This is a genomic window from Butyrivibrio fibrisolvens (assembly GCF_023206215.1).
Classification (GTDB): domain Bacteria; phylum Bacillota; class Clostridia; order Lachnospirales; family Lachnospiraceae; genus Butyrivibrio; species Butyrivibrio fibrisolvens_C.
The window spans coordinates 4,086,622-4,110,055 of record NZ_CP065800.1; the positions used below are offsets into that span (position 1 = coordinate 4,086,622).

Sequence of the window (23,434 nt, forward strand, 5' to 3'; positions counted from 1 at the left end):
ATAAAACGATTAAAAAGTGTGGCAATGATTTATATACTGCCTCCCCCCTGTAAAGTCTTTGCGGATGCTGGTCAGTCCAAGTGGGAAGTTTTTAGATACTGGAATATAATCCTTTGAAGAATTCATATTTTTTTAATTGACCATAAGTGATATTTTATTTATTATGACTAAAGGTCTTTTTTAGAGCTTCTAATAATTCATATTATAGAAATTCATATATAAATAATTATTCCGCAGTTCACTATATACTGCTGAATAGTAGTTGCGAGGTATAAGATGGCAGTTTGGGATGATATCAAAAAACAGCATAAGAAGGTAAGAAAAAAAGGATTCAAGGCAATGGCCTCTTATTTCTGGGATTATTATAAGGTCCCTACAGCAGTTATTATTGTGATCGCACTTTTTTCTTTTTATCTTATAAGAGATATGGCTTCAAACCTTCCGTACGGATTCTATGCAATGATGATCAATTCTACAATGCATCCTGATGGAGAAGTAATTGGAGAAGATTTTGCTGGATACGCCGGAATTGACACAAGTAGCTACAACGTTCTTATCGATACCAATCAGACTCTTAGCACAAGCTCTTACAATACTTATGACGTGTCAACTCAGGAACGTATCATGGCGATAACCGCTGCAGGTGATCTGGATGTTATGATCGCGGATCAGTCAGTATTTGAGCAGTATGCAAGAAACAGCTATATGACAGATCTTCGTGATCTTATGTCAGAAGATGAGCTCAAAAAATATGATGGCTATATCTATTATGTAGACGGTGCTATCTTAAAAGCTATTGAAGACGGAACATATGAACAAGCATCTTCAGAAAACACCGCAGATAATGAAAGCCAAGGCTCACAAGATGATCCTTCAGTAGCTGGCTCGAATTCTGCAGCTACTGATGAAACTATATCCGATGAAGAGATAAGCTATATGCTCGGAATATCATCTCCAAGCTCAATTGTTTCAGAAGAGGCTTTCGTACTTCCGGATCCAGACAGTATGGAAGATCCTGTTCCTGTAGGCATCATCTTATCAGATACAGCTTTCATGCAAAGCACTAATACATATGCAGGATCAGTTCCTATATTTGGAATAATAGGAAACTCCAGTAGAACAGACCTGGCTATTAAGTTCCTCGAATATTTGAGCGAATATGCACCTTCAGAAAGCTGATAATTCTATGCAATGATCAGCGTAAAACTATTTAAATTCAGCTTTTAACTCAAACTTTCTCATCGAAATGGCACCTCATCCAACACGGATAAGGTGCCATTTTAGGAATAAGCATATAAGAATCAATTGATCAAATTGTTCTTAACAATATTAGGATGTAGGTATTTATAAGGTATATACCTACCTGCCATAAGCCCACTACATTCAAGGCTTATGGACTATCATAACTGTGTCTCTACAAATATATCGTAGATAGCACTTATAGCCTTTTCAAAATCTCTGTTCTCAACACCTATGATGATATTAAGCTCAGATGATCCCTGGTCGATCATTCTGACGTTAACATTGGCATGTGCAAGAGCTGAGAAAATCCTTCCTGCAGTACCTCTTGTAGACTTCATACCACGACCTACGACTGCAATAAGTCCTAGATCAGACTCAATTTCAAGCATATCAGGCTTGGCAAGTCTGTGAATCTCACTGACTACCGCCTGTTCCTTACTTATGAAGTCATCCTCATGAACAAATACTGTCATGGTATCAATTCCAGAAGGAACATGCTCTATGGATATATCATGATCTTCAAATGACTGAAGTACTTTTCTTACAAAACCGATTTCGGAATTCATCATATCCTTGGATATGTTCACACAGCAGAAGCCTTTCTTGCCGGCGATTCCTGTAATAGTATACTTGGACTTTCTGGCTGTTGATTCTACGATCCAGGTTCCTTCATCTTCAGGCTTGTTGGTATTTCTGATATTGATCGGAATACCCTCTTTACGAACCGGGAAGATAGAATCTTCATGAAGCACAGATGCTCCCATGTAAGCCAGCTCTCGAAGTTCTGTATATGTAATGATCTCGATTGACTGTGGCTTATTTATAATACGAGGGTCAGCGATCATAAATCCGCTCACATCTGTCCAGTTCTCGTATACATCAGCTTTAACTGCACGAGCGACAATAGAACCTGTTATATCTGATCCGCCTCTTGAGAAAGTCTTGATGCTTCCGTCAGGCATAGCACCAAAGAATCCCGGGATAACTGCACGCTCTGTTTTAGAAAGTTTTGCAGACATTTTCTCGTTGGTCTTTTCTGCATCAAACTCGCCTTTCTTATCAAAGCATACAACACTGGCTGAATCTACAAATGTATAACCAAGATACTGAGCCATTATCTTACCGTTAAGATACTCACCTCTTGATGCTGCATAATCTTTTCCGGCTTTATTCTTGAACTTCTCTTCAATTTCCTTAAAGTCCTCTGCCAGAGAAAAATCAAGTGAAAGACCTGTAATTATTTCATCATAACGTGCTTTTATTTCTGCAAGTTTAACCCTAAAATCCTTGCCTTCTTCTGCAAGTGCATAGCAGGCATAGAGCATATCAGTAACTTTTCTGTCACCGGAATTTCTTTTGCCTGGAGCTGAAGGAATAACATACCTTCTGCCTTCATCACTTCTGATAATATTTCCAACTTTTTCAAACTGCTGTGCACTGGCAAGTGAACTACCGCCAAACTTTACTACCTTTTTCATTTTATATCTTCTCCTTAAAGCTCACGAAGGAATCCCTTTGCTTTCACGAGCTGCGCATATTTTTCCTTAAAATCTTTTTCTGAGATCAAATCTGTAACAAATGCAAATTCTCCAAATACGTCCTTGCTCTCGACAACTTCAATTGAAGATCCAAAGAGCTCTTTGGCCTGATCTTCACTATTCTCATCAACCCTTACAAAAAATCTGTGAACATAGCTTCCGTTATCAGATAAGTCTGCAGGAGAATCTGTAAGGTTAACATCCATATGACTTCCTTTATGGATCACAAGATCTATAAGATCAGCAACTACAGCAGAGGCTGTAGCCTGCTTGCCTGCGCCCTTACCATAATACATCGTGCTTCCAAGCATATTGCCGTGAACTACGATCGCATTAAATACATCATTAACAAATGCAAGCGGATTCTCTGATGGAATAAGAAATGGAGATACCATAGTAAAAAAGCCGGAATTGTTCTTCTTGATCATTCCAAGAAGCTTAATGGACATTCCAAGGCTTCTTGCATATGCAAAATCTTCCTGAGTGATCTTGGTAATGCCTTCTGTCTCTATATCCTCATACTTTACATACTGACCTGACATAAGTGAAGCAAGTATTGCTGTCTTACGACATGCATCATATCCTTCAATGTCTGCTTCAGGTTTTCTCTCAGCATAGCCCTTGTTCTGAGCTTCCTTTAAAACAGTTGCAAATCCAATCTTTTCTCTGTCCATCTTTGTCAGAATATAATTGGTTGTTCCGTTTAAGATTCCGGTAATAGAATCAATCTTCTCATGCTTAAGAGAAGTATTAAGTGTACGAAGGATAGGGATACCGCCGCCAACAGATGCTTCAAAAAGATATGAGCAGTTGTGCTCTTTGGCGATCCTTACAAGCTCAGGACCATGTGCTGCCACAAGTTCTTTATTGGAGGTGCATACACTAATACCCTTCTCAAGTGCTCTTTTTTCAAAGGTAAAAGCCGGTTCAAGGCCACCCATAGTCTCACAGATAACATCTATTTCAGGATCGTTTAAAATAACTTCTATATCATGAACGATCTGACTTTCATGTTTGTCTCCCGGGAAATCACGAAGGTCAAGAATATACTTAACTTCGACTTTCTCGCCGGCACTAGCTTCAACTTCTGCGCTGTTAGTATCAAGGACTTCAACCACACCGCTTCCAACTGTTCCATAACCTAATACTGCTGCCTTGGCCATATTGCCTCCCTTTGATCCGCATGGATGTCCACGCATATTTATGCAAAAAAATGTAAAAAATCCTTATAATCCGAAAGTATAGCACATAAAAACTGTATAAGGATATATTTATATAAAAAAATTTAAATTATTGAATAGATGACAGTTATTAGGAAACACCGTTACCACGTCCGCTTATCTGAACCTTGTGTACCCCGGGCCTTTGGCCTATTGCTGCAGACAGATCCGTGACGCTAACACCTTCATCGATCACCTGGAGACTGACAGAAAGAGATGCTACTCCGTCAATAGGTATAGATTGATGAATGGTCAGGATATTGGCTCCTGATCTTGCAATGATCCCCAGGACATCTGACAAAAGTCCTGGCTCATCATCTATCTGAAATGTAAGTGTGAATGTGGATCCCGAAAGAGAATCATGGAATTCGTATATATCGTCTTTGTATTTATAAAAAGAACTTCTACTGATATCAACTTTGGCAACTGCCTCGTTAACAGTACGGACTCTGCCGGATTCAAGAAGTTTCTTGGCTTCGACGACTTTAATAAGCACTTCTGGTATAGCCTGTCTTTGAACAATGTAATATCCGGAATGTTCTTTCATGATATCTCCTACATGATAGTTTGTCCTACGCGGACATTTGTACGTCCATGAAAGATATTCTATCACACTAAAGTGACAGAGGCAATCAGAAATATTGTCCAAACATTTTCTTAAAATGCATAAAGATACATAAATATTGACCAAAAAACCGAATGTGATACATGAAAGTCAGTGTTCAAGTAGAATATACAGGAAACTATTACAAAAAAAGAAGCATCTTGCAACTCCCTGTCGCAAGTGCTCCTTCAAACTTATAGATCAACACCATGCCCGTGATGTAAGTCAGTATTTCAGGTCTTTAAACGTCATTCATTACATGCTGCCATGCAACTTATATATAGATACCGCCACCCACTACATAGGCGATAATTATATAAACATTCATACCTCCCTGGTCCTGAAACTGATTGCATCGCTTAATACCGGTTCCCCAACCCGTACACTACGATGGTGATCAATCCGTGCTTTCTTCTATAAGCGTCTTCTATAATGTAACCGATTATCTGCATCTAATCAAGACTTTTTGGCACTTCAAAGTTTCCATAATTTTGATAAATTTTTTGTAAAAATTTAACAATATACAAATTGATCACGCTTGTTCAAAGGTTGAATATGGCTATGTTCCTGCAATCTATATTTCAGATCTCAACGCTTCCTTCAAAAACTGTTTCTGCAGGGCCTGTCATATAGACATTGCCTGATTGTCTGTCCCATCTGCAGATTATATCTCCGCCGAGAACATGAACCGTAATCTCATCTTCTGTAAGATTGTTTAAAATGCAGGCAACCGCTGTAGCGCAGCACCCTGTCCCACATGCAAGAGTCTCTCCTGATCCTCTTTCCCATACACGCATATGTACATTTTTTCTGTCATCTACATGAACAAACTCTGTATTGGTTCTCTGCGGGAAATAAGGATGGTTTTCAAATTTCTTTCCATATTTTTCCAAAGGGAACTCACTAAGATTATCCTGATCTGTGACAAAAACAACTGCATGAGGATTGCCCATAGATACACAGGTCATTCTGAAATTCCTGTCTTCAATCGGTATAGGGTAATCCACTATTCTATCCTTATCACGAAACTTCGACTCTTCTACAGGAATCTTTGCAGGTTCTAATATAGGAGCACCCATATTGACTCTTACCATAGTAACCTTGCCACCACTTACAGTAAGATCAAGATAGCGATTCCTTCCAAAAGAACTTATCGCAAGATCCTTGGTCTTGTCTGTCATGCCATGATCATAAACAAACTTGGCAACGCATCTGATACCATTGCCACACATCTCACCTCTTGAACCATCAGCATTGTACATCTCCATCTCAAAATCGGCGCCCTCGATTGGGTTTATAAAAATAACACCACCCCCGCCGATACCAAAATGCCGGTCGGACAACTTCCTTACAACTTCAGGCTTTATAACTTCAGGTATCACATTTTTGGCTCCATCGATATATATATAATCATTGCCGGCGCCATGCATCTTGGTAAATTCAATCAACGACATAGTATTATTTCCATCCTTTTATTATTTTTAATATATTTTGTTCAGGGCAAGTCCAAATCGAACCATCTTCTGATCACCACATATCAGTGTAGTGATCAGATTGTTCTTCATATTCCTTACGTCATATTATACAAGTAATAAAAAAAGCGGCAATAGCGAATTTAATCGCTACTACCGCAATATATTATTTTAATTTATTATGAACTTCCTTACATAGCCTTCAATAGAGTTGGCGGATTCAGTAACAGTACTTGCACTTTCATCAACACCTTTACTGTTATCTGATACTGCCTGAGCACTTTCTGCAAGATTCTCGGCAGTTGCACTTACTTCCTGAGTACTAGCTGACTGCTCTTCCGAGATTGCTGCCATAGATGTTGCAATAGTATCAACCTTACCAATCTTGTCGATCATCTCGTTAACAGTAGCGCTGGTCTCATCCAGACTCTGGAATATCTCTGCGAATGTATTGCCGGCTTTGGACACCGCCTCAACATTGGTATCGATCTCCTGCATATTGACCTGAGACTTCTCTGACAGGGAATTGATCTGCTGGGTTATCTCTTCAAGGATCTTGGCAATCTGAGTCGTGGAGTCAGCAGAGTCTGTGGCAAGGCTACCGATCTCTGTAGCAACAACAGCAAATCCCTTGCCGGCCTCTCCTGCACGTGCAGCTTCTATGGAAGCATTAAGTGACAAGAGATTGGTCTGTTCTGCAATAGATGTGATCATCTCGATAATAGAATTGATCTTCTGTGCAGAGTCTCTTACTACTTCTACTACTTCATTCATATCTGTCATGGAAGCCGAGATATTACTCATACCTTTTTGAACTGCTTCCATATCTTCTTTACCGTTCTTAGCTTTCTCTACAAGATTAGTTACAGTACCGTTGGCAGCCTGTCCCTTTTCTGTAAGATCGGATACTTCTGTTGCAAGCTCTGTTGCATTATTGGCAAGCTCTGTAACGGCATCAGCCATTCCGCTCATGGCATCCTTGATCTGCTGCATACCGTGAGCCTGTTCAGTGGCTTCATTGGTGAGCTTATAAGATGCATCTTTACTGGAAGATGCTTCGCCTGCAAGCTTATTAACCTCATTTTGAATATCTCCGAGTGTATTTCTCATATTAACGACAAATTCACTCATATCATTGTTCATCTTACCTATCTCGTCATTGCCACCTGTCTTAATATCAACTCTAAAGTCTCCCTCTGCGATCTTGGCAATATCACCTGTAAGTCTCTTAACAGGCTTTGCAACTATAGAATTGATAAGAGTGAACATTATAGCTGCGATTCCCAATATAACTACAACAGCAACTGCAGCAACAAGATATATAAATTTGTTGAGTTCTGCAAATACATCAGCTTCTAACACAGAAGATATAAGTGACCAGGAAGTGCCAGGTACCTTGGAAACAACAACACCATATGTATCACCAGTATATGATTTTATCAATGTAAATTCTTCAGAACCTGTCTGAGCATATTCATAAGCCTGTGTCAGGAAGGTATCGTCTGAATGCTCAGTTACGCTGGTTCCATTAAAATCTGAAGTGAAGTATGAAATTATCATATCGCCGTCAAGCATCATGCTTCCGCCGGTTTCAAGCGGCTTATATTCGCCAACTTGAGTTGCTATACTGCTTATAAGCATGTCAATAGCCAATACACCTACTCTTCCATCTTTCAGAGTAACTTTCCTAGACAGAACAACTGCCATCTGTCCTGTAGTAATATCATATGATGGAGTTCCTATCAAAACAGAATCACTAGTTATGCCATTTTGATACCATGGCCTTGATGTAGGATCATAATCATCTTCAGGGACCCATCCTGAACCATCTATAAAAGTATCATTTCCAATAGTAAAATACGCATCAGAAGCATAATCATTACTATCAATTATAATCTTCATAAATTCAAGAATATCATCATCCGAATCTATATCAGCTACTTGCAAAGAGTCTCCAACGGAATCAACATAATTAACCAGTTCTGTTATCTGTATTCCGATAGAATTGGCATTAGCTCTTGACTCTTCTATAAGTCTGTTGCTAGCCTGAACTGTTATGATACTCCTTGCGTTGATCGTAATAAGTGCAATAACTCCTACGATAACAACTGCAATGATCGGTATCACGACCATCATAAGTTTGCCGCTTACGCTTTTAGTTGGTTTCAAAGAAGCTTTTCCATTAGAATTAGTGCTCATAGACAATACCCTCCAGCATCCAAAGCATTCCTATTAAATTGGATCATACTGATAAAAAACCTATGCCAGAGCCAAGTGAGCAAAGGTAAGAGTGGCAAAAAAGACAACACGCTCTCAATAATCCTTATCGGCCAAAAAAATCAAAAACTTTATGAAGAAAAATGCAATTAAGCGCGTGCCTAAAATCGTAACACCTAAAAAAGACTTCACCCTTGCAACTACGTTAACATGGGCGAAGTCTTCTGTTTAGGTTATAGATCGTGTATTCGTTAATAGCAAATTCTTACTTTGCGCTCTTATAAAGCTCTTTAAGTTCGTCTATATCAAAATCATATTTCTTGCCACAAAAATGACACTTAGTCTCTATAGGCTTACCATCTTTGATGATATTATCAAGTTCGGCTCTGCCAAGAAGAACCAGTCCTCTTGAAACTCTGTCCTTGGAACAGTTGCAGTGCCACTGTACAGGCATACGGCCGTTCCATTTGATATCGAAACCGTCAAGTACTATCTCGAGCATCTGCTCAGGAGTCTTGCCTTGTTTTAACACATCTGTCACAGTAGTGAATTTCTTAAGGTTCTCTTCAAGATGTGATATAACAGCCTCATCTGCAAAAGGCATAAGCTGCACTATAAAGCCTCCTGCCTCTCTAACAGTATTGTCATGGTTCATAAGAACTCCAAGACCTACTGATGAGGGAGTCTGCTGGGACTTGGCAAAATAGTATGTGAAGTCTTCTGCAATCTCGCCGGTATAAAGCGGAACCTGCCCTACATAAGGATCCTTAAGACCCATATCCCGGATAACAGTGAATGTACCCTTGCCAATGCCTGCGCCAACATTAAGATGCCCTGCACTGTTTGGAGGAAGGACAACATCACCATTATTAACATAGCCCTTGACCTGACCTATATTATTGGCAGTTGCAAGGACTCCTCCAAGAGGTCCATCGCCTTCAATCTTAACAGTGATAAGATCCTTCTCATGCTCCATCATGGATCCCATCATGATAGTTCCTGACATAAGACGTCCAAGAGCAGCTGTAGCTATAGGGCTTATATCATGAGCCTTCCTTGCAGTCTCCACAAGATCTCTTGATGTAACTGCAAATGCTCTTATCTGATCTGATGCAGCTGTTGCACGCACCATATAATCGTTATAATTTGTACTATTATCCACTTCTTATTCCTCTTCCTTATAAACTGTTACATTATTATCAGAATTCTTCCTGGCAATAATATATATCCTCTCACTCTCATCAGTGGGATCCTCGTGAGTATCAGCATCTATAGTCTTAACAAGATCCATGCCGGACTCTTCTACTATCCTTATCATCTCTTCAAGAGTATATCCCCTTTGAAAATGAGTCTCGCTGAAGCGTCTGTATCTGTCATCCTCTTCATGTACGAAGATAGTAAGATCATACTCATTGATGCAGGTATCAGAATCATACCAGTTATCCCAGATAAATGCACAATCGTCCCTATCCTCAGCTATGGTAGTATTGCCAATAACATCACGATATTTGTAGACAGTGTTAAAATCGAAGATAATGATACCACCCGGATACAGATAATTATTGACAAGACTTAACATCTTAACAACATCTTCCGGCTCTGTGAGATAATTGACGCTGTCACACACACTCAAAAAAGTTCCTGCTGTGCTGTATAACTCAAACTCTCTCATGTCCTGTTCAAGGTACATGATATCATAACCGGATTTGTCCCTTTTGTCTATCGCAATCTGGAGCATCTGCTCAGAATTGTCAATACCCATGATATCGTAGCCTCTTTTTGCCATCTCCTGGGCAAAAGATCCTGTACCGCAGCCAAGTTCTACCACAAGGTCTCTCTCCTGTGAAAGCATTGTCTGTTCTAAATCATCACCTGCTTCATCTGAACCTGCTGAAAAAACGTCATTTGTATTATTTGATTTAGGTTTTGTAATACCATATTCCTTTATAAGATCACTTATAAAATCTGCCCATTCGCTGTATGGGGTTTCATCCATAAATGTATCGTATACAAGCGCAAAATCAGTATATGAATCCATAATTAACATCTTCCTTTCAGTGAATTATTCTAACATAAATATCGGCGCTCGGCTTCCATGCCTCGCTTTTTTTCCCGATATTTATTGCGATGACTTCCTGTCATAAACATAAATATCGGCGCTCGGCTTCCATACCTTATTTTTCCCTCTTAAGTTTTTGGGAAGATAATCCGAAATTACATATGCGATTTTGGATGTTTATGTCTATTTTACAAAACTAATATTGCAATAAAGCTTCAGGGGGCTATCTATGGTTGAAATCCTTAATGAAAAGGAATCAGAACCAAAAGCAACACATTGTGTTACCATCGCAAGTTTTTTGAATACGATAAATGAACATGCCGATTCAATACTAAAAGAGGACTGCTCTTTTATTTTTATTAATGTGTCCAGTTTTAAAACCTTTAACCAGAATTATGGTTTTGCTCAAGGCGATCTGTTTCTTGATTTTCTCACAGATAAGATTCATGATGCATTCCCTACTGATCTTCTGGGCAGAGTATCCGGTGATAGATTTCTGCTCTATGTTAAGACTATCGATACCGACAAGATCAAAAGTAGTATTGGCAAGATACAGGAAGATATTCTGGGCTATAAATCCACCATTCCGCTTCATATAAACTGCGGAATATATATTAATGACAAAAAAGACAAAAAGCCCACCCAGATGATCGACTGCGCCAAGCTTGCCTGCGACTACATAGAAGATAACCTAGGCGATTATGTAATGATCTACAGCGAAAGCATTGAACAGGAACTTGATTTTAAGCATTATATAATCACTGGTTTTGATCAGGCTGTAAAAAACCACTATATACAGCCCTATTTTCAGTGCGAAGTCAGATCTCTCACAAGGAAAATCTGCGGTTATGAAGCGCTGGCAAGATGGATAGATCCCACTTACGGATTCGTATCTCCGGGAGTCTTTGTGCCGATTCTTGAAAACGCAAGGCTCATCCACAAGCTTGACCTGTGCATCATAGATCAGGTATGCCAGGTTCAAAGAGCTGCCATCGACAATGGATTTCCTGTACAACCTATATCCGTCAACTTATCACGTCTTGACTTTCTCTTATGTGATATATTTACAGAAGTTGACAGCTTACGTAAAAAACATAAAGTCCCGATAAAGCTCATCAATATTGAAGTTACAGAAGGAGCTTTTGCCCAGGCCAATACCCCTCTTGAAACAGGTGTTGAAAACTTCAGAAAAGCCGGATATCAGATCTGGATGGATGATTTTGGAAGCGGATTCTCATCTCTCAACAACCTTCAGGCATATCAGTTCGATGTTATCAAAATCGACAGAATGTTTCTCAAGGATATGAACGAAAATCCAAGATCAAGGATAATCCTCGCCAGTGTTATCAACATGGCCAAAACACTTAAAATGCATACCCTTGCTGAAGGAATCGAAACCGAAGAAGAGTTTAACTTCCTTAGATCTATAGGCTGTGAGAAGATACAGGGTTTCTTATTTGGAAAGCCCAAACCATGTGATCCTGATGTTCAGATGGATGATAACTGTGAGGCATCAGATATTCATAACTATTATGATAAGATGGGTGAAGTTAATGTTATCTCCCCGTCTCCATTTGATACCTCTATGACAAGGATATTCAGTGAAGAGGCCATAGCCATATGCGAAATAGAAGGGGAAAGAAATCTAAGCTATATCTTTTATAATGATACCTTTAAAGACCTTCTTGCACATCTCAATATTCATTCTAAAGAACAGGCACAAGACAGAGCCAAGGAATCCGGCATGCGTGAAAACGACATGTTCTTTGAACTTGCAAAAAAAGCTGAGAACACCGGCAAGATAGAGTCAACCGACCTTATCATAAATGGTGCTATTATAAACGAACGACTTAAGTTCCTTGCAAGAAGCGGAGACAAAGCAACCTTCCTTCTATCAAGTACAAATCTGTCTTCACAAAAGAGCATACAACAGGCTCAAAATATTCAGGCCTCTATGCGCCATATGCTTACACTATATTTCAGGATAGATCTGTATGATGAAGATGGAAGTGTAGAGAACATATATCTTAATTCCAGTCAGAACCGAATAACTGATGAAAGTACTGACGCTGTAGAAGCTGTATCTATGTATGCAGATAATTACCTTCCCGAAGATGAGCGTGACAATTTTAAAAACTATTATGACATCACAACTGTACAAAGCAGATTAAAAGAAAATAACGTAGAGTATCTTGTAGGCTTCTATCACTCCATTGTTCCAGAGTTTGAAGATCGTACACAGATATACATACTTCTTCCTTTTAAGATCAATCAAAGACAAAAATACCTGTCACTTGCCAGAAATATGCAATATCCTCCGGATTATGAAAAGCACTTTTAATAAAAAACAGCTAACAACTAAAAAACTTGCGCCTCCAGCGCTTATAAAGCCCCCGCCTGATACGGCAGTGTTCATAAGACAGTAACGCAAAATGAGCACTGTCGCGGTGGATTGGCAAAAAAAGAAGAAGGGGCCAACATTGACAAACTCCTTAAAAACCACTAAACTAATTATAGTGACTAAGTTCCAGATACTCGTGAGGACTGGGACCGCGGGAGGACCTGAGGGCCCTCCTTTAATTTTTTGGGGAGTTTCTATTATGTCTAAGCCATATCTTCCGTATGGGCAGCAAATCCAAAAGCTTATACACGATAAAGGGTTGATAATCAATAATATCAATTATGCTGAGAGAATGCTGACCGATATAGGTTATTTTTCTCTTATTGGTGGATACAAAAATCTTTTCATCAATCCAATGACAAGGAAATATGTGGGCGGAACTACATTTGAAGACATTCTCGCCTTATATCATTTTGATGAAGAACTAAGAACTCTTACGTTTAGCTATCTTATCAAAGTTGAGCAGAAAATTCGTCAGTTAATATCAGACAGCTTCTGTGCATCTTTCGGAGAAAGCCAAATTCAGTATCTTTCACCTACAAATTATAATCAAAATTCGAAATTCACCAATGATGTTGCTAAGCTCATCAACATTTTAGATTATCATGCCAACAAGAATACTGAAAAGTCTTACCTTGTTCATCAAAGAAAGGTATATGGCAATGTCCCGCTATGGGTTACAACTAAAATCCTTACTTTCGGGCAGTTATCAAAATTCTATGGGCTATTACAACATAGGCAACAGAGCATGATTAGTAAAGCATATTCAAATGTATCCGAAAAAGCCCTCGGTCAGTATTTGGGCTGTCTTACTCTTTTTAGAAATGTTTGTGCCCACAATGAAAGACTGTTCAGCCATAACCTGGTGCAAAGAGAGTTCCCAGATACTCCAATACACAAAAAGATGAATCTTCCAATGACTGGTTCTATGTATACTGTCGGAAAAAGAGATTACTTTGGTCTTGTGATTGCATTCAGATATCTTTTACGGAAGGATGAATTTCTGCTATATAAGAAAAGTCTTAAGAAGCTCATAAATCAATACTGCAAGAAAAGCCATAGACTTACCAAAACGGATTTGCTAAAACATATGGGATTACCTACTGATTGGGAGAATATAACTCGCTATAAGATATAGGATTTTTAAGTTGACTTTGCGTATATCCTTTTTCTTTTCGTAATCCAGCAATGATTACATCGCTGTCACCCATGTCAATCAAATCAAGTATGTTAATAACAAGTTGTAAGAAAAAAGGCCTTCAGAAAACAAATCCTGAAGGTCTTCCATATTACTGCAATACCAGCCCATAAATCACAGATCATCTGTCTTTCCACCTAGCATCCAATCCATAGAACATAAGTATTCATAAAAAGTCCTGTATTCCGGAACAGGCCATTTTCCCTCAACATACTCAATCAGATCCGAATCAGCGCTATACTCATCATCGATGCATTCCCCATCTTTATTTTTTATGACTTTTGTCTTTTAAAGTCTCCCAATAATTATTACCACTCATATATCCAAAAGTCTCTTCATCACAGAATCTTTTGACTAGATCTGAACGTAATTCCTCGTAAAAATCTTTACCGTATTGCTTGAAAGAAAGGTGTGAAAACAGTTTTGACTTGGTAAAATCTGATATGGAATCACAATTACTAATCAGGGTCTTCATAATCCTTGCAGTTTCATCAACACTCTTCTCATAAGCAGCAAGCTCTAACTGCATTGACATTTCCTGATAAACGCCCATGTCAAAACATTTTGCTACATCACTACTGGCATCTGCCACTCTATGAGCCAGGTCCAAATCACCATCTTCTTCACATAGGATTTGTAACGCATTCATAATAACGCGAAGCTGATTCACTTCTGCAAGCATCATTTCTTCATATGACACATAAGCTTCATTGATCTTTCCGGTTTTTGCATATATATTTGACTGCATCAGCTTACGTTCCGGGTTGTCTTCTGAATAGTATAATAGATATCTTTCAGCAGTTTGATAATCCTCTTTTCTGTAATAAAAATGAAAAAGAGCCTCCGCTGCGGATTTTCTTATTGATAAATTCTCTGATTCCAATAACCCGGAAAACCAGGAACATATCACATCGTCATATCGGTCACTATCAGCTGCTTCATTAAAAAGCCTCGCCGCATTAAGTACGGTCGCTACTTGCCACTTCAGCCTTTCATTACCGGGATACTCTTCAAGTTTCTTTTTAGCATCAGCAAAGACCTCCTCATATGGCTCGTGCTTCAACCTCCTGTCCAATTCCTTGATGAAGATATCAATCTCTTTATCAGTGATATCATCTTTAAATGACAGTAGTTCATCAGTAGAAATGCCAAATAATCTCGCAATAGGCACTAATAGCGAGATATCCGGAAGGGTATTGTCCTTCTCCCATTTATTTACCGCAGGAGTACTCACTCCAAGCCTGATAGCCATTTCCTCTTGTGTCAGCCCTTTTTCTTTGCGGTACTTTCTTATTACTTTTCCAATAGTCATCTGCAATTCCTCCAAACAGTATTGGAACCGGTTCAATAATAATGATACCTAAGAGGATCTGATTTTGCTATTGAATTCAGGTTAATCATTTGGAAATATTTTTAACCAATGAGAAATTCTTGATTCTTCATATATAAAAAGGCATGTGCCTGTTATTTAAGGCACACACCCTTTAACCTTCCAATAATATGCTCATATTACCTGCAATCCCTCAAGAACCAATAAACGATACAAGCTGAGATATCTCATTCTTAGCCCACTGAATGTCGTTGGAATCTTCGGGTTCGTTGTATTCTTTACGAAGAGTAGTTATGATTAATTCCCATTCCGCTTTTGCCTCTTCATATCTCCCAAGTTTCTTGTATAGGAACGCTAATGAATAGAGCATATCTATTTTATGAGGGGCATTTTGGGCGATATAGGCATTCTTAAAGCTTTCAATTGCATTTTCATATTCATTAAGCCTGTTAAAACGTTCACCCAGCTCATATTGACCAAGCCAATCATCTTTAGGAATTCTGTTCCAGATTTCTTTTGCTCCTGCAGGATTCCCTTTGGCCATTGCAACATCACCAAGAAGTATATCCTTAATGTATTTGTTTTCCCCGGTAAAATATGCCACCTCCAGTAAGGCTTCTGCTTTGTCAAAGTATTTTTTACTGACCATTGCCTCTATCAACATGCAATAGAGATTAGTGTTGCCGGGAAACTTATGGGCATAAGGCTCACATACCCGGATAAACCAGTCATTATCGCTGTGGTACTTATACTCACTTCCGCCTCGGACGCTTCGGTATAAAGCAAAAATCTCTTCATCAAGAGGGCTTATAGTCATTGCTCTTTCAAGCATCTTGCCTGCGGATAGCATATCAGTATTGCATTTTGACAGATAAATCTTGGCGTAACGTTTGATCGCTTCTGTATCATCAGGATTCTCACGAAGTATTCCATCCAAAACCCGCTTGGCATAAGAAAAGTTTTGATCAGTTATAGTTTCTCTTTTAAGCATGTTGTCTATTCTTTCCAGTTCGTCATCGTGAGAAACTGAGAACAGTTCATCGATCCTGACCCCAAAGAAAGCAGCCAGCTTAGGTAACAGAGTAATATCCGGTAAGGTTGTGCCTGTTTCCCATTTGCTCACAGCCTGAAAGGAGATTCCGAGATATTCGGCAAGTTCTTCTTGCGTTACAGATTGTTCTGCACGTAATTGCTTAATTATTCTCCCTAAATTTATATCCATAGTTGAGTTCCTCCGATTTGTTTTCATCAGCTGATGAATGTACTATAGCGCTCGTGGGGCAAATTCACAATAACTGCTTCTTTTAGGGAATTCAACCTGTAAGCGAATTGTGATGAAGCTGAGTATGGTTGCCCCCAACGCAGGATTGCCAAGATAATAGGCGGCGAGGTGGATGTAAAAGCATAAACCATCTCATTATTTTAATAAGAAAAGAAGTCTGGAAGGTATGTTCCTTTCAGACTTCTTCTTTTTTTGCCAATCCACCGCGACAGTGCTCATTTTGCGTTACTGTCTTATGAACACTGCCGTAAGGCAGGGGCTTTATATTATAGTGTCTTTGTCAGTTGCTTACATCTCCTGCTTCCATTCGCAGTCATTTCTAAATCGGACAAGGTCAGCATCTGTTGTTATCTTGTAGTTGTTCTCATCTCCCGGTATCATGACGATCTTCATGCCATCCATGATCGCCGGTTCACTGCTTCCGTGGATGTGGTCCATCTGAGCTTCTGAAAGTTTATTGTTGGCGGCAAGATACTTTCCAAATCTAAAGACTTCAGGAGCCTGACCCGCAAGAACTTTGGACCTTTCCAAAAGATCAGTTATATGCCTTCCATCTTCTGACATATATACAGTATCTCTCATCTTAAGAACAGGAATAGCGCCGTCTGCACCTTCTGCAGCCTCTATGCATGCATCCAGCATCTGCCTCGTCATACATGGCCTTGCAGCATCTATTATGGCTACAAGGTCACCTTCTCCTATAGAGTTTTCCAGTTTCTTAAGTCCGCTTAAAACAGACATCTGCCTGTTGAACCCCGGGCTTGCATACTTGATCTCTACGCCGTGCCTGCCACTGTCCCTGATACTTTCTGCGCAGCAATCACTTACAAGCTGCTTGTACTCATCAACACATACGATAACCACTGTTGATATAACAGGATCTGCGATAACTGTATCTATGACATATGAGATTATAGGTCTTCCGCAGATCTCAATATACTGTTTGGGAGTATTGGTACTGCTGATACGGGCGCCGACACCGCCTGCAAGAATAATAGCTGAACACGAAATAACACTCATAATGACCCCCTTTATTTTAAGAATATCGCAACCAGTCAGCTTTCAACCGAATAATATTTCGACATATTTATATAGATTCTTAAACCTAATTCTTAATTTGAGCATGCTATTTTTTTGTAGTATTATAAATCTCGGTCTGACAAAGGTATCTTTCGTACATCTGCTACTTAATTATAACCGCATAATCTCAGACCAAAAAATAATAAAACAAGGACTTAAGCCATGCTAAATATATTAAAAAAAGAACCTGTAACAATCATATCACTTATACTTGCAATAATAAGCGCCTTCTTAGTACATCCTGATGCTGAGTATATTTCCTATATAGATTTTAGGACACTTAGTATACTCCTTTGCCTTATGCTTGTAATGGCAGGGCTTCGTAAAGAGGGGGTATTTAAATATATTGGAGAAAAGCTTCTTGCACGTACTTCTACAAAAAGAGGTCTTGCACTTGTCCTTATAACTCTATGCTTTTTCTTTAGTATGCTCATCACCAATGATGTTGCACTTATAAGCTTCGTGCCATTCTCCATAGAGCTTATAAACATGATGCATGATGAGAATAAAGGATCTCTTGCCATAAAGCTTATAGTTCTTGAGACTATAGCTGCCAATCTTGGAAGTATGCTAACTCCTATCGGCAATCCTCAGAACCTGTATCTATACTCTCTGTCCGGTATCAGCATTGTAAGTTTTATAAAGATAATGCTGCCTTATAGCCTTGCATCTCTACTATTACTGCTATTATTCGGGATATTCATGTTCCCTGTTAAAAAGGGTACACCTGATGAAACTGTCATGGAAGAAGTTGACGATGCTAATAGTAAAGAAGAATCTGTATCATCCACAAGCAAAAGTACTGATAGAAAGACAGGCGCATCTTTTTCCAAAAAGATGATAACATCCTATCTGGTGCTGTTCTTACTAAGCATTCTGGTAGTAGTCCATGTCCTTCCATATCAGGCGGTACTGGCTGTTACCATCGCAGTAGTTCTACTTATCGACAGGCAGACTATCACTAAGGCGGACTATTTCCTTCTTCTGTCATTCATCTTCCTGTTCATATTCGTAGGTAATATCAAAAGAATAGAGCCCATTAGAGATGCTCTTCAGAACGTACTTAATGGGCGTGAAGTTATCACATCTATAATAGCAAGCCAGTTCATCAGTAACGTTCCTGCAGCAATACTGCTATCCGGAATGACTGATAAACTGCGCCTGCTTATAGTAGGTACTAACCTCGGCGGCCTTGGAACTCTTATAGCTTCTATGGCAAGCCTTATCTCCTTTAAATTCTATGGACAGATGAAGGATTGCCAAAAAGGAAGATATGTAGCTGTATTTACACTGTTAAATGTGGTATTTCTTGCTATTCTTGTAGTACTGAATATGATGAATATGAGCTGAAAGTAAAATTCATATTACTTTTAGAAATAGAATTTGGGAATTATCATAATATGAGTATCTGATTCCTAAAAACATTGATCAACTAACATAGTTATAAACTAGGCCGACAAGCACTTTAATCTTGCCGGCCTAGTTTTTAATGTAAATATTTTTAATGTAAATATTTTTAATGTAAATATTTTGAATGTGATTATATTTTCTAGTACTTCATAACCTTCTTGGCAATAGGTATACCTATCTCATATAATGGATTTTCAAATCGTCTTGTAACATTTACAAGTTCCTGCCTGATGTTAAGGTGCTGCGGACAATGCTGTTCACATTTGCCGCATTTTACGCACAAGCTTGCATTGGACTGAACATTCCTAAGTGTGGTACACATGACATATTCACGAAATGCGTTAAAATAGCCATCTGTATAGCTTGAGTTGTAGATCGCAAAGTTGGTTGGAATATCTACTCCCTTAGGGCAAGGCTGACAGTAGCCGCAGCCTGTGCATCCAACCTTGATACTCTTTCGAAGCTGTTTAAGAGCACCATCATATGCTTTTAGCTCTGCCTGACTTAATGAACAGGCGGTGGCAGTTTCTGCAGTGACGCAGTTCTGTCTGACCTGACTTATATCATTCATTCCGGATAAGACAACTGTAACTTCAGGATGATTCCAGATCCAGCGAAGTCCCCAGTCTACACTGCTTCTTGAAGGATCCACCTTCTCAAATTCCTTCCTTGCTCCTTCCGGAAGATTGGCTAGACGCCCTCCTCTTAGAGGCTCCATTATCACAACAGGAATATCCTTGGAAGCTGCATATCTAAGACCTTCTATACCTGCCTGTGCATGCTCATCCATGTAGTTGAACTGTATCTGGCAGAAATCCCAGTCATAGGCATCAAGTAACTCTTTGAAAGCAATGGTTCCTCCGTGAAAAGAAAAACCTATATTCCTTATCTGTCCCGATTGTTTCTTCTCATTGATAAAATCAATAATCCCCATACCACGTAAACGCATCCATGTATTGGCATCATTGAGCATATGCATGAGGTAGTAGTCGATATGATCTGTCTGAAGGCGTTCTAACTCTTCCGCAAAATACTTTTCAAAATCCTCAGACTTTTTGAGAAGATAATGAGGAAGCTTAGTAGCTATATAAACCTTGTCTCTTATGTCATACTTTTTCAAAAACTTACCAAGACATACTTCACTTCCGGGATATATATAAGCCGTATCATAATAATTGACGCCATTTTGAAAAGCTTCATAAAGCTCCTGCTCTGCCTTCTCCTGATCTATGCCACTACCTTTTTTGGTAAATCGCATACACCCGTACCCAAGGACTGAAAGCTTATCACCTGATCTGTTACTGACTCTGTATTGCATAGTCAACCTCCCTTTATATTACATATACAAACTTCGCACTTGCCAAATATACGCCACCATTTGCGACAGCATCAATGCGGACAGTTTATAATACATTTTCGTATCTTGAATTTATAACACCTTCAAAAGATACGAAAATGTATTATAAACTGTCCGCATTGAAGCTACCGCAAATGGTGGCGTATATTTGGCAAGTGCGAAGTTTGATTTATATATATATATTCCGCCTATATATATAATAAAAAAGAAGGAATAAATTTTCAACAACTATATTGCATGCTATCCATATTGCTTAATAAGGTGTACTCAATACGAAGCCCTCTGTCAGTATCATTAACAGTTCAGGCCTAATCTCCTCATCATCGTCTTAATTTGACAAAAAAACTTTAACTATTTTATAGTCCCATCTTTGACAGTTTGAGAGAAGAAAAAGTCTCGCATCCCTGATAAAAAGGCGGTTGCGAGACTTTCTTCTTCGTTTTGAAGTATAGTAATTTCTATCTCCTTTTGCTTTTTTTCTGAATTGTTTTCATCTGGCTCTTGGTGATGAATTCATAGTCTGTGCGAAAGCCACAGACTTCATGGAGATTATCGGTAAGTTTTGTCCTCTGATATGTCGGAATAAAGCCTTGCTCTTTTATTCCTGCGAAGTTCATTTCTTTGAGAGTTCTGAGTATATCGTCGCAGGTGTATTTATCATCAATCCACTGCTCAAGGTATCTGTATATGATCAGTGCAAGGAAACAGGTAAGAAAGTGTGCTTTGATTCTAACATCATTCTTGAGGAACACCGGTCTTGCCTCGAAATCCGTCTTCATGATTCTGAAGCATTCTTCGATTTCCCAACGCCCTTCACTGACTTTCAGAATGTCGCCTACAGGATCATCAAGTAAGTCGGTGGAAACGGCGTATAGACCATCATAAAGAGATTCCTGTCCGACTTTGTCTGTATCAAGATAGTTGTGGATGTTTGCAACCTCTCCACTGTCTGTTACAGCCATCTTGCCTATAAAGCGGGCAGGATCATTAGGATTCTTTCTGTTCCTCTTAATCGATCCGGAGTCTATTAGCTTTTGGGCACGCTCCACCTGTGAATCGCGGACTGCTTTCTGGTACTTTGCGAACTTAGGGGAGTAGGTAACTATGAGACGCTGATGGAGCGTCTTTGGAGTATAAGGTTCTTCCTTGTAGTACAGGCCTGTATCGTCATCAGGAAGTTTTGATATATCTACAGGGGTGTCGTCCGATACACTTTTAAATCCTTTGCCATTCAGCGCCCATTCCTTGTCCTCGGCTTTAAGCTTCTTGATGGACTGGGTCACAATGAATGCTCTCTCGCCCATGTGATTATAGTTTCTTATCTTCTCAGAACCGAGGCCAGCATCGCTACAATATATAAATTTCTGACATCCGAATTCAGAAAGTACTTTTTCTTCAAGAGGCTTAAGCGAAGTCTGCTCGTTAGCATTTCCAGGAAACAATGAGAATGCCAGCGGTATGCCATCCCCATCCATAAACATGCCCATCTGGATGATTGGATTAGGGCGGTGCTCCTTGCTTTTTCCGTACTTCTTGTCGCCATCTTCCTGCTCAATCTCAAAGTAGTAATTAGTGCAGTCGTAGAAGAGAATCTTGTCGTTTCTCTTGCCTATGAGATGGCTGTTTTTATAGACTTCAGACTGAATAAAATCGCATTCATTTCCAAGAACATCCAGCGAACGATATATGTCATGAAGCTGATAGGAGGGCTTTTCCAGAAACTCAGAAGCCACTTTGAAAGAAGATCTTTTGCTTGAAGGTTCGAGAATTCTAGCGAAGATCATATCAGAAAGAATGGCGTTGATATCATACCTGAACTTGTATTTATCTCGAAGTTTTCTGCAGGTTTTATCTAATGCAAGAGAATAGTAAATGGACTGCAGAAACAGATATCCTCCTCGGTACATCACCTGCTGTTCATAATCAAGCTGTCTATTTGCGTGGAAGGTTATCTGGACAGATTTAGACTGTTGTTCCTCTTTGTATTTCAAAGTCTCGAGCCTTGCTTCTTCTCTAGCCCAGGCCATGACATCGTCTCTAGTGGGACCATGTTCCTTTATAAGTTCCTGTAACGTCCCGAGTTTTCTAATAATGGTTGAAGTACTGACACCTTTATCGTTGATATATCCTTTGGTGATATAAAAAGATTCGGCATTTTTAGATTTAGAAGTTGTAACTCGCATCTCAGCAATCCTCCATGCCTTATTATATCATACATTGCTATAAAATACCATATATAAAAACAATAAATTTGACATAAAAAATGCAGACCACAAGCGGCCTGCAAGGTATAATTTATTTATGCAACTGTCAAACTACCGCGAAGTTTGATTTATATATATATATTCCGCCTATATATATAATAAAAAGAAGGAATAAATTTTCAACAACTATATTGCATGCTATCCATATTGCTTAATAAGGTGTACTCAATACGAAGCCCTCTGTCAGTATCATTAACAGTTCAGGCCTAATCTCCTCATCATCGTCTTAATTTGACAAAAAACTTTAACTATTTTATAGTTTATGGCATCGAAAAAAGTTAAAGGGAGAATTTCAAAATGATGTATTGTTCTAAATGTGGAAAGCAGCTAAATGATGACGATGCTTTTTGCAGCGGCTGCGGTCAGCCAACAGGAATAAACACAGGTCAGGCTCCATCTCAGAGCCAGTCCATTTCAACAAGTTCTTATATGAATCAGACTAGTTCAGACAATTCATATACAGATCAGACTTCTTCTATTCCACCTTATAATCAGCAGGAACCTGTAACAAAGGAAGATAACACTCTTGCAATTATTGCAATTGTTATTTCTTTTTTCCTTCCGGCAGTCGGTATTATTCTTGCGCTGGTAGGTCATACCAATTACAAGACTAAGAAGAATAAGAATCTGTGCAAGATTGCAATAGTGATCAATCTAATAATCATCATTGCATTGCTTGTATTTGCCTGTGTCTTTTTAAATTCATTTGCCATGTTATGGGAAGGATTAAAATCATGTCAAGGCATGAGCTAATATTGAA

Annotated in this window: 17 protein-coding genes; 5 read left to right on the forward strand and 12 right to left on the reverse strand. The window is 39.0% G+C overall.

Annotated elements, in window-relative coordinates; genetic code table 11:
* Positions 1 to 276 precede the first annotated feature (276 nt).
* The gene (locus I7804_RS17145) at positions 277 to 1,179 is read left to right on the forward strand and encodes a hypothetical protein (RefSeq protein ID WP_248404287.1); all 903 of its coding nucleotides are present in this window, start codon (positions 277 to 279) and stop codon (positions 1,177 to 1,179) included.
* Between the two features lie 221 nt (positions 1,180 to 1,400).
* Here I7804_RS17145 and I7804_RS17150 read toward each other — a convergent pair whose 3' ends face one another.
* The 7 genes from I7804_RS17150 to I7804_RS17180 form a co-directional block, all read right to left on the reverse strand.
* Entirely contained in the window at positions 1,401 to 2,720 is a 1,320-nt protein-coding gene (locus I7804_RS17150; RefSeq protein ID WP_110072753.1) for an aspartate kinase, read from the reverse strand.
* Between the two features lie 14 nt (positions 2,721 to 2,734).
* A complete protein-coding gene (locus tag I7804_RS17155) occupies positions 2,735 to 3,979 on the reverse strand; it encodes a homoserine dehydrogenase (protein WP_331477828.1) in 1,245 nt (414 codons plus the stop codon).
* A 112-nt stretch (positions 3,980 to 4,091) separates the two neighbouring features.
* Positions 4,092 to 4,547 carry an ACT domain-containing protein gene (locus I7804_RS17160; protein WP_248404288.1) on the reverse strand — a complete coding sequence of 152 codons (456 nt, stop codon included), beginning with the start codon at positions 4,545 to 4,547 and terminating at the stop codon, positions 4,092 to 4,094.
* 638 nt (positions 4,548 to 5,185) lie between these two features.
* A complete protein-coding gene (gene dapF, locus I7804_RS17165; protein ID WP_248405987.1) occupies positions 5,186 to 6,049 on the reverse strand; it encodes a diaminopimelate epimerase in 864 nt (287 codons plus the stop codon).
* 198 nt (positions 6,050 to 6,247) lie between these two features.
* A complete protein-coding gene (locus tag I7804_RS17170; protein WP_248404289.1) occupies positions 6,248 to 8,275 on the reverse strand; it encodes a methyl-accepting chemotaxis protein in 2,028 nt (675 codons plus the stop codon).
* Positions 8,276 to 8,558: 283 nt separating this feature from the next.
* Positions 8,559 to 9,425, reverse strand: coding sequence for an Hsp33 family molecular chaperone HslO (gene hslO / locus I7804_RS17175; RefSeq protein WP_034464675.1), 867 nt, complete (start codon positions 9,423 to 9,425; stop codon positions 8,559 to 8,561).
* Positions 9,426 to 9,458: 33 nt separating this feature from the next.
* Positions 9,459 to 10,331 (reverse strand): class I SAM-dependent DNA methyltransferase, encoded by an 873-nt coding sequence (locus I7804_RS17180; protein ID WP_248404290.1) that lies wholly within the window; start codon positions 10,329 to 10,331, stop codon positions 9,459 to 9,461.
* A 250-nt stretch (positions 10,332 to 10,581) separates the two neighbouring features.
* Here I7804_RS17180 and I7804_RS17185 point away from each other — a divergent pair, with 250 nt between their 5' ends.
* Together I7804_RS17185 and I7804_RS17190 are read left to right on the forward strand one after the other, a co-directional pair.
* Entirely contained in the window at positions 10,582 to 12,693 is a 2,112-nt protein-coding gene (locus tag I7804_RS17185; RefSeq protein ID WP_248404291.1) for a GGDEF domain-containing phosphodiesterase, read from the forward strand.
* 91 nt (positions 12,694 to 12,784) lie between these two features.
* Positions 12,785 to 13,891: an Abi family protein gene (locus I7804_RS17190; RefSeq protein WP_242952774.1), complete on the forward strand. Its 1,107-nt coding sequence runs from the start codon at positions 12,785 to 12,787 to the stop codon at positions 13,889 to 13,891.
* A gap of 325 nt (positions 13,892 to 14,216) precedes the next feature.
* Here the strand turns inward: I7804_RS17190 and I7804_RS17195 are convergent, their stop codons facing one another.
* The 3 genes from I7804_RS17195 to I7804_RS17205 form a co-directional block, all read right to left on the reverse strand.
* The gene (locus tag I7804_RS17195) at positions 14,217 to 15,263 is read right to left on the reverse strand and encodes a helix-turn-helix domain-containing protein (protein WP_248404292.1); all 1,047 of its coding nucleotides are present in this window, start codon (positions 15,261 to 15,263) and stop codon (positions 14,217 to 14,219) included.
* A gap of 211 nt (positions 15,264 to 15,474) precedes the next feature.
* Positions 15,475 to 16,503, reverse strand: a complete 1,029-nt coding sequence (locus I7804_RS17200) for a helix-turn-helix domain-containing protein (RefSeq protein WP_248404293.1) — start codon at positions 16,501 to 16,503, stop codon at positions 15,475 to 15,477.
* 348 nt (positions 16,504 to 16,851) lie between these two features.
* Positions 16,852 to 17,583, reverse strand: a complete 732-nt coding sequence (locus I7804_RS17205) for an IspD/TarI family cytidylyltransferase (protein WP_248404294.1) — start codon at positions 17,581 to 17,583, stop codon at positions 16,852 to 16,854.
* 222 nt (positions 17,584 to 17,805) lie between these two features.
* Here I7804_RS17205 and I7804_RS17210 point away from each other — a divergent pair, with 222 nt between their 5' ends.
* The gene (locus I7804_RS17210; protein ID WP_248404295.1) at positions 17,806 to 18,993 is read left to right on the forward strand and encodes an SLC13 family permease; all 1,188 of its coding nucleotides are present in this window, start codon (positions 17,806 to 17,808) and stop codon (positions 18,991 to 18,993) included.
* A gap of 199 nt (positions 18,994 to 19,192) precedes the next feature.
* On the opposite strand, the gene I7804_RS17215 is transcribed toward I7804_RS17210, so the two are convergent.
* Positions 19,193 to 20,371, reverse strand: coding sequence for an aldo/keto reductase (locus I7804_RS17215; RefSeq protein WP_248404296.1), 1,179 nt, complete (start codon positions 20,369 to 20,371; stop codon positions 19,193 to 19,195).
* Between the two features lie 497 nt (positions 20,372 to 20,868).
* Positions 20,869 to 22,593, reverse strand: a complete 1,725-nt coding sequence (locus I7804_RS17220) for an IS1634 family transposase (protein WP_248404297.1) — start codon at positions 22,591 to 22,593, stop codon at positions 20,869 to 20,871.
* Between the two features lie 381 nt (positions 22,594 to 22,974).
* On the opposite strand from I7804_RS17220, the gene I7804_RS17225 reads away from it, so the two are divergent.
* Complete coding sequence (locus tag I7804_RS17225; protein ID WP_248404298.1) at positions 22,975 to 23,427, forward strand: zinc-ribbon domain-containing protein; 453 nt, start codon at positions 22,975 to 22,977, stop codon at positions 23,425 to 23,427.
* The last annotated feature ends 7 nt before the right edge of the window (positions 23,428 to 23,434 follow it).

Bases quoted from the DNA above. Each gene is read 5' to 3' on its own strand.
- I7804_RS17145 (WP_248404287.1), top strand. From the start codon at position 277: ATGGCAGTTTGGGATGATATCAAAAAACAGCATAAGAAGGTAAGAAAA.
- I7804_RS17150 (WP_110072753.1), bottom strand. From the start codon at position 2,720: ATGAAAAAGGTAGTAAAGTTTGGCGGTAGTTCACTTGCCAGTGCACAG.
- I7804_RS17155 (WP_331477828.1), bottom strand. From the start codon at position 3,979: ATGCGTGGACATCCATGCGGATCAAAGGGAGGCAATATGGCCAAGGCA.
- I7804_RS17160 (WP_248404288.1), bottom strand. From the start codon at position 4,547: ATGAAAGAACATTCCGGATATTACATTGTTCAAAGACAGGCTATACCA.
- I7804_RS17170 (WP_248404289.1), bottom strand. From the start codon at position 8,275: ATGAGCACTAATTCTAATGGAAAAGCTTCTTTGAAACCAACTAAAAGC.
- hslO (WP_034464675.1), bottom strand. From the start codon at position 9,425: ATGGTGCGTGCAACAGCTGCATCAGATCAGATAAGAGCATTTGCAGTT.
- I7804_RS17180 (WP_248404290.1), bottom strand. From the start codon at position 10,331: ATGGATTCATATACTGATTTTGCGCTTGTATACGATACATTTATGGAT.
- I7804_RS17185 (WP_248404291.1), top strand. From the start codon at position 10,582: ATGGTTGAAATCCTTAATGAAAAGGAATCAGAACCAAAAGCAACACAT.
- I7804_RS17190 (WP_242952774.1), top strand. From the start codon at position 12,785: ATGAGCACTGTCGCGGTGGATTGGCAAAAAAAGAAGAAGGGGCCAACA.
- I7804_RS17195 (WP_248404292.1), bottom strand. From the start codon at position 15,263: ATGACTATTGGAAAAGTAATAAGAAAGTACCGCAAAGAAAAAGGGCTG.
- I7804_RS17200 (WP_248404293.1), bottom strand. From the start codon at position 16,503: ATGGATATAAATTTAGGGAGAATAATTAAGCAATTACGTGCAGAACAA.
- I7804_RS17205 (WP_248404294.1), bottom strand. From the start codon at position 17,583: ATGAGTGTTATTTCGTGTTCAGCTATTATTCTTGCAGGCGGTGTCGGC.
- I7804_RS17210 (WP_248404295.1), top strand. From the start codon at position 17,806: ATGCTAAATATATTAAAAAAAGAACCTGTAACAATCATATCACTTATA.
- I7804_RS17215 (WP_248404296.1), bottom strand. From the start codon at position 20,371: ATGCAATACAGAGTCAGTAACAGATCAGGTGATAAGCTTTCAGTCCTT.
- I7804_RS17220 (WP_248404297.1), bottom strand. From the start codon at position 22,593: ATGCGAGTTACAACTTCTAAATCTAAAAATGCCGAATCTTTTTATATC.
- I7804_RS17225 (WP_248404298.1), top strand. From the start codon at position 22,975: ATGTATTGTTCTAAATGTGGAAAGCAGCTAAATGATGACGATGCTTTT.